Genomic DNA, 6,666 nt, shown 5'->3' on the forward strand with positions numbered 1-6,666 from the left:
CGTCTGCCGCACGGTCCGCGTGGCCCATGGCCCGGTCCCCGGCGCCCGCGTGGTCGGCGGCGACGACGCCCCGCGCCCGGCACCGCCGCGGGTGCACGCGTGAAGCACGCGGAATTCGCGTTCCCCGGCCCGCTGCGCGACAAGCTGGTTGCGGCGATCCTGGCCGGGGAAAAGACGACGACCTCCGCACTGCTGGTGGAATACGAGCGGGCGGGCGAAGCGTTGCCTTCCGTTGGCGAGCGCGAACTCGTGCTCGACTCCGCCGGCGCCGGGGTCGCGGTCATCGAGACCGCCGAAGTGCGCGTTCTCCCAATGTCCGAAGTGGACCTCCGGCACGCGCTCGGCGAAGGCGAGGGCTTCACGAGCGTCACCGAGTGGCGCGCCGGGCACGAGGAGTTCTGGCAGAGCGCCGAAATGCGCGCCGCCATGGAAGATCCGGAGTTCACCGTGGACGACACGACGCAGGTCGTGGCAACGCGGTTTTCGATCGTGGAAAGGATCGGCTGAGCGGATGGCCAACCTGGTCAACCTGGAGTCGGTGAGCAAGTCCTACGGGATTCGCCCGCTCCTGGACGGCGTGTCGCTCGGAGTCGCGGCGGGGCAGCGCATCGGCGTCGTCGGGCTCAACGGCGGTGGGAAGACCACGCTCCTGGAAGTCCTTTCCGGACTCGCCGAGCCGGATTCCGGGCGGGTGAGCCACGTCGGCGGCCTGCGGATGGCGGTCGTCACCCAGCGCACGGAGCTGCCGGACGGCAGCACGGTCGGCGACGTCGTCCTCGAACGCTACGGCGCCGAGCACGAATGGGCCGCCGACGCGCGCGTGCGGTCCATTGTGGACGGCCTGGGGATCACCGCGATCGGGCTCGACACCCCCACGAAGAACCTCTCCGGCGGCGAGCGGCGCCGCGTTTCGCTGGCGGCCGCGCTGACCGGGGAGCTCGACCTCGTCGTGCTCGACGAGCCGACCAACCACCTGGACGTCGAAGGTGTCCGCTGGCTCGCCGACCACCTGCTCTCGCGGCGGATCGCGGTCGTGGTCGTCACGCACGACCGGTGGTTCCTCGACACCGTCGCGACGCTGACGTGGGAGGTCGCGAACGGCCGCGTCGAGCAGTACGAAGGCGGTTACGCGGACTGGATCTTCGCCCGCGCCGAGCGGGCGCGGCTCGCCGCGACGGCCGAGGAGAAGCGGCAGAACCTGGCCCGAAAGGAGCTGGCGTGGCTGCGCCGCGGCCCGCAGGCGCGCTCGTCGAAGCCGCGCTACCGCGTCGAAGCGGCCGAGGCGCTGATCGCCGACGTGCCGCCGCCGCGCGACTCCGTCGAGCTGCAGGCGTTCGCCAAGCGGCGCCTCGGTAAAACGGTGCTGGAGCTGGAAGACACGACGTACGCGGTGGGCGAGCGGACGCTGCTCGACCACGTCACCTGGCGCATCGGCCCGGGCGACCGGATCGGCCTGGTCGGCGTGAACGGCTCGGGCAAGACGTCGCTGCTGAAGCTGCTCGGCGGCGACGTCGAGGCGTCGACCGGCCGCCGGATCGAGGGCAAGACGGTCGCGCTCGCGCACCTGCGCCAGGAACTCGACGACCTGCCCGGCGACCTGCGTGTGCTGCAGGCGATCGAGCAGGTGGCCGGCCGCGTGGTGTTCGGCAAGCAGGAGATGACGGCGTCGCAGCTGGGCGAGAAGCTCGGCTTCCCCCAGGCCCGCCAGTGGACCCCGGTCGGCGACCTGTCCGGCGGCGAGCGCCGCCGGTTGCAGCTGTGCCGCCTGCTGATGGCCGAGCCGAACGTGCTGCTGCTGGACGAGCCGACGAACGACCTGGACATCGACACCCTGCAGCAGCTGGAAGACCTCCTGGACGGCTGGCCGGGCACGATGGTCGTGGTCTCGCACGACCGCTACCTGGTGGAACGCGTCTGCGACACGATCGTCGCCCTCTTCGGCGACGGCCGCATCACCCACCTCCCGGGCGGCATCGAGGAGTACCTGAACCGCCGCTCGGCCGCCAAGGAGGTCACGGGCCCGGCCCCCTCCGCGGCGAAGGTGGAGGCGAAGAAGTCCGCGGCGGATCTGAGGGCGGCGCAGAAGGAGCTCGGGCGGCTGGAGCGCAAGCTCGACCAGCTGCACGGCAAGGAGGAGAAGCTCCACGCGTCCCTCCTGGCGGCGGCGACGGACCCGGCGAAGCTGATGGAGCTGAACGCCGAGCTGAAGGGCGTGCAGGGGGAGATCGAGGACGTCGAGGCCCGCTGGCTGGAGACTTCCGAACTGCTGGAGTGACAGTTGTTCACGCGTTGGCACGCGAACCGTGCGGGTGTCCCAGTAATGTTCCCGCCATGAGCAGGTTCGTGGACACGCTGGTCGCCACCGCGACGGGGCGGGGACAGCAGCGGGGCATGGTCACGGGGGAGCCGACGGAGCCGGTCCGGCGGACCTGGGCCGAAGTGCACCAGGAGGCGCGGCGGATCGCCGGTGGGCTGGTGGCAGGCGGGTTCGAGCGCGGGGGTGCCGTCGCGGTGCTGGCCGCGGCGCCGGTGCTGATCGCGCCGACCGTGCAGGCCGTTTGGCTGGCCGGGGGCAGCGTCACGATGCTGCACCAGCCGACGCCGCGCACCGATCTGGCCGAGTGGGCCGAGGACACCGTGCGGGTGCTCGGGATGATCGGGTCGAACCTGGTGCTGCTGGGCGAGCCGTTCGACCAGCTCGCGCCGGTGCTGGCGGAGAAGGGCATCGGCTTCAAGCTGATCAGCGACCTGACCGGCGCCGAGCCGCTCGAGGACGTCGTCGTCACCGACGAGGGCGAAACCGCGCTGCTGCAGCTGACCAGCGGGTCCACCGCCGACCCCAAAGCCGTCCGGATCACCTACGGCAACCTGTACTCCAACGTCAAGGCCATGGTCGACCGCGCGGAGTTCGACTTCGACGTCGACGTGATGGTGTCCTGGCTGCCGACCTTCCACGACATGGGCATGGTCGGCTTCCTGACGGTGCCGATGACCTTCGGCGTCGAGCTCGTCAAGATCACGCCGGTCGAGTTCCTGTCCGGGCCGTTGATCTGGCCCCGGCTGATCACCAAGTACCACGGCACCACGACCGCGGCGCCGAACTTCGCCTACGCGATCGTCGGGCGCCGGATGGCCCGCGTCGACGACGAAGAGTTCGACCTCTCGAAGCTGCGCATCGCCCTCAACGGCGCCGAGCCCATCGACGAGACCGCCGTCCAGACGTTCGTCGATGCCGGCGCCCGGTTCAAGATGCCGGCGGAATGCGTTTTCCCGGCCTACGGCATGGCCGAGGCGACCCTGGCCGTCTCGTTCGCGCCGCTGTTCACCGGGCTGACCCTCGACGTCGTCGAAGCCGACGCGCTCGAGGCGGACAACCGCGCGGTGCCGGTCCCCGAGGGCGACCCGCGGCGCGGCACCGACGACGTCCGGTCGTTCGCGCTGCTCGGCCGTCCGCTGGACGGGCTCGAGGCGGAGATCGTGAACGAGGCCGGCGAGCGCGTCGGCGACCGCGAAGTCGGCGAGATCCGGCTGCGCGGCGAGGCCGTGACGCCCGGCTACCTGACGATGGACGGCCCGCTGGCCACGCAGGACGAGAACGGCTGGCTCAACACCGGCGACCTCGGTTACCTGGTCGACGGCCAGATCGTCATCTGCGGCCGCCGCAAGGACGTCATCATCATGGGCGGCCGGAACCTTTACCCGACCGACATCGAGCGCGCGGCGACCTCGGTCGAAGGGGTGCGGGCCGGCAACGCGGTCGCGGTCCGGCTGGACGCGGGCAGCCGCCGCGAGCGGTTCGCGGTGGTCGTCGAGTCGAAGCTGGCGGGCGACGCCGAGGCGGAGAAGGACCTGATGAAGCAGGTCTCGGCCCGGGTCCGCGACGCGGTCGACATGCGCCCGTACGCGGTGGTCGTGCTCCCGGCGGGCAGCCTGCCGAAGACGCCGTCGGGCAAGGTCAAGCGCGCGGCGACGGCCACCCAGTTCGCGGACAAGATCAAGAAGAACGCGGACGCCTGACGCGTCACTTTCCCTATGAAAGTGACGCGCCCGGGCCCGGGAGGCGGCACTTTCATAGGGAAAGTTCCACTCAGCGCTGTTGGAGGCGTTCGGCTCGCAGGGTGGGCGGGGTGGCGCGCTCGGTCGTCGCCTCCGCTGGGGTGCGGGCACCCGGCAGGTCCGGGGCGTGGCCGGTGCGCGAGGCGAGCTGGTCCTCGACCGAGTCGAGGAACTCGTCCACTTCGCGTTCGTCGTAGCCGCGCTTGCCGATCAGCGGCTTCGAGAACATCACGTGGTGCACTTCGGCGGCGGTCAGGTCGTCCTCGTCGGCGAACGTCTTGGCGATCCGCCGGACGAACTCGTCGACCTCGTGCTTCGCGTAGCCACGGCGGCCGATCGGGGCGTTACCGAAGGTGACCTCGGCGAGGTCTTCGGCGGTGAACGACATGCAACTCTCCGATTCCGGGGTTGGGCGGTGCGAACTGCCGTACACCGTCCTAGCCCGCGAACAGGCTCCCCCGGAAGGGGCGGACCCCGAAGCTCACCCCGACGGGCGGTCGCCGTCCGCCTGTGAGTGAGCCGGGACTACGCAGCGCTGTGTGGCCGGTTTCACACCGTCAGGTGCGGCCGAACCACTTCCGCGGGCCCTGCGGACGCGGCTCCTCGACCACCGGCCGCGGGTTGCGCAGCTCGACCAGCGCCGCCTCGGCCTCGTCCAGGAACAGGTCGACCTGGGCCTGGTCGTAGCTGCGCATGCCGACCGGCATGATCGTGAACTCGACGTAGTGGATGTCGTCCGCGGTCAGGATGTTGCGCCCGGACAGCGCCTCGGCGATCAGGTCGAGGAACGCGTCGACCTCGTCCTCGTTGTAGCCGCGCCGGCCGAACCGGGGTTTGCCGAACGCGATCGCCCGGACTTCGTCAGGGGTCATGGCTTCACCATCCCACCCATGTCAGCCCGCGTGGAAGGCGTTTTGCGCGGCCGCCAGGCCGGTGCCGACGAGTGCCTCGGTCGCGTCCGCGCACCGGTCCACCTCGAACGGGAGCTCCTTGCGCTCGACCGTCGAGAAGTCCTTCAGCACGAAGTCCGCCGGGTCCTGCCTGCCGGGCGGGCGGCCGATGCCGAAGCGCACGCGGTAGTAGTCGCGCGTGCCGATCGACTTCGTGATCGAGCGGAGTCCATTGTGGCCGTTGTCGCCGCCGCCGAACTTCAGTTTCAGCGCGCCGAAATCGACGTCCAGCTCGTCGTGCACCACCACGACGCCGGTCGGCGGCACCTTGTAGAACCGCGCCGCGCCGACCACCGGACCGCCGGAGAGGTTCATGTACGACCGCGGCTTCACGAGCACGACGCGGCGGCCGGCCAGCCGGCCTTCGAGCACCTCGCCACCGGTCTTGTGCGCCTTGAACTTGCCGCCGATGCGGGCGGCGAGCTCGTCCAGCACCATGAACCCGACATTGTGCCGGTTTCCGGCGTACTGGGGTCCGGGATTGCCAAGGCCGGCGAGCAAGATCAGCTCGCCGGCCCCGGGTACGTCTTCGGTCACTCGGTGATTCTATTATTCGGCGGCTTCGGCCGACTCTTCGCCCGCTTCCGCGTCGTCGTCGGCGGCCTCTTCACGCTGCGGCTCGTTGACGGCGACGACGAGCGCCTCCGGGTCGGTGACCAGGGTCGCGCCCGAGGGCAGCTCGACCTGGCCCGCGAGGACCTGGGAGCCGATCTCGAGGCCCTCGATCGAGACCTCGACCTGCTCGGGGATGTGCAGCGCCTCGACCTCGACCTGCAGGGTGTCGACGTCCTGGTTGACCAGGCCGCCGGGGCCGGGGTTGCCGGTGACGACGACGGGGACGTCGACGACGATCTTCTCGCCGCGCTTCACGACCAGCAGGTCGACGTGCTCGATGTAGTTCTTGAGCGGGTGCACGACGATGGTCTTCGTCAGCGCGAGCTCGTCGGAGCCCTCGATGGCGAGGGTGATGACGGCGTTCGAGCCGTTCTCGCGCACGACGCGGGCGAACTCGATGGCCGGCAGCGCGAAGTGCCGCGGGTCCGAGCCGTGGCCGTACAGCACGGCGGGGATCTTGCCGGCGCGACGCGTGCGACGCGCGGCGCCCTTGCCGAACTCGGTGCGCGGCTCGACGGACAGACGTACCTCGGACACGGTGTGGCACTCCTTCAAATCACGAACATGGTGCGGGAGACAGCATGCTGCGGCGGGGATGCTTGCGTTGTTCTGTTCAGGCGGTTGCGTTCGGCGGCGAGTTTCGGGCGTGCACGACAGCCGGGGCTACTCGAGCCGCCGCGTCGATCACGCCGGGCACCCCAGAAGGGCCCCGCCTCGCCGAGACAACCTCAAGAGTGTAAACCAACCTCATCACGGTGGGTTGCGGCGGGGGCACCGGCCAGGCTAGAACCCTCCTGAACCCCGGTGCGTGACGACACGAACCCGGCGGCGGGACTTCACCGGATTCAGGGTGCACTCGGGCACTGCGGGAGAGTGAGGGGCAATGCGGGCTGGACGGGGCATGGCGGCGGCGGTGCTGCTGCTGGGCGGACTGCTGGCGGGCTGCCAGGTGGCGGTCCCCGGTAGCGCCGGCGTCTCCGCGGCCGACCGGCAGACGGCGGAGCGCCGCGCCGAGCAGCGCACCGCGGTCGACGCCGCGCTGACC

General features: G+C 70.6%; 7 protein-coding genes and 1 pseudogene. 4 read left to right on the plus strand and 4 right to left on the minus strand.

The genetic code is table 11. From position 1 onward, the window contains the following. From G3I65_RS56965 to G3I65_RS03750, 4 genes and pseudogenes are all read left to right on the plus strand, one after another. Positions 1-103: pseudogene (locus G3I65_RS56965) on the plus strand (4-(cytidine 5'-diphospho)-2-C-methyl-D-erythritol kinase); the annotation flags it as partial. Further along, positions 100-507, plus strand: a complete 408-nt coding sequence (locus G3I65_RS03740; protein WP_160694778.1) for an ASCH domain-containing protein — start codon at positions 100-102, stop codon at positions 505-507. The pseudogene G3I65_RS56965 and the gene G3I65_RS03740, both read left to right, overlap by 4 nt. A gap of 4 nt (positions 508-511) precedes the next feature. After that, positions 512-2,275, plus strand: coding sequence for an ABC-F family ATP-binding cassette domain-containing protein (locus G3I65_RS03745; protein WP_160694780.1), 1,764 nt, complete (start codon positions 512-514; stop codon positions 2,273-2,275). 56 nt (positions 2,276-2,331) lie between these two features. After that, entirely contained in the window at positions 2,332-4,017 is a 1,686-nt protein-coding gene (locus tag G3I65_RS03750; RefSeq protein ID WP_160694782.1) for a fatty acyl-AMP ligase, read from the plus strand. 70 nt (positions 4,018-4,087) lie between these two features. On the opposite strand, the gene G3I65_RS03755 is transcribed toward G3I65_RS03750, so the two are convergent. The 4 genes from G3I65_RS03755 to G3I65_RS03770 form a co-directional block, all read right to left on the minus strand. Further along, entirely contained in the window at positions 4,088-4,444 is a 357-nt protein-coding gene (locus tag G3I65_RS03755; protein ID WP_160694784.1) for a DivIVA domain-containing protein, read from the minus strand. A gap of 169 nt (positions 4,445-4,613) precedes the next feature. Further along, positions 4,614-4,928 carry a DivIVA domain-containing protein gene (locus tag G3I65_RS56970; protein WP_160694787.1) on the minus strand — a complete coding sequence of 105 codons (315 nt, stop codon included), beginning with the start codon at positions 4,926-4,928 and terminating at the stop codon, positions 4,614-4,616. Positions 4,929-4,949: 21 nt separating this feature from the next. Next, positions 4,950-5,543: an aminoacyl-tRNA hydrolase gene (gene pth / locus G3I65_RS03765; protein WP_160694789.1), complete on the minus strand. Its 594-nt coding sequence runs from the start codon at positions 5,541-5,543 to the stop codon at positions 4,950-4,952. 12 nt (positions 5,544-5,555) lie between these two features. After that, the gene (locus tag G3I65_RS03770; RefSeq protein WP_160694791.1) at positions 5,556-6,158 is read right to left on the minus strand and encodes a 50S ribosomal protein L25/general stress protein Ctc; all 603 of its coding nucleotides are present in this window, start codon (positions 6,156-6,158) and stop codon (positions 5,556-5,558) included. Between the last annotated feature and the right edge of the window lie 508 nt (positions 6,159-6,666).

Source organism: Amycolatopsis sp. SID8362, from assembly GCF_010550475.1.
In the GTDB taxonomy this organism is placed as follows: Bacteria; Actinomycetota; Actinomycetes; order Mycobacteriales; family Pseudonocardiaceae; genus Amycolatopsis; species Amycolatopsis eburnea.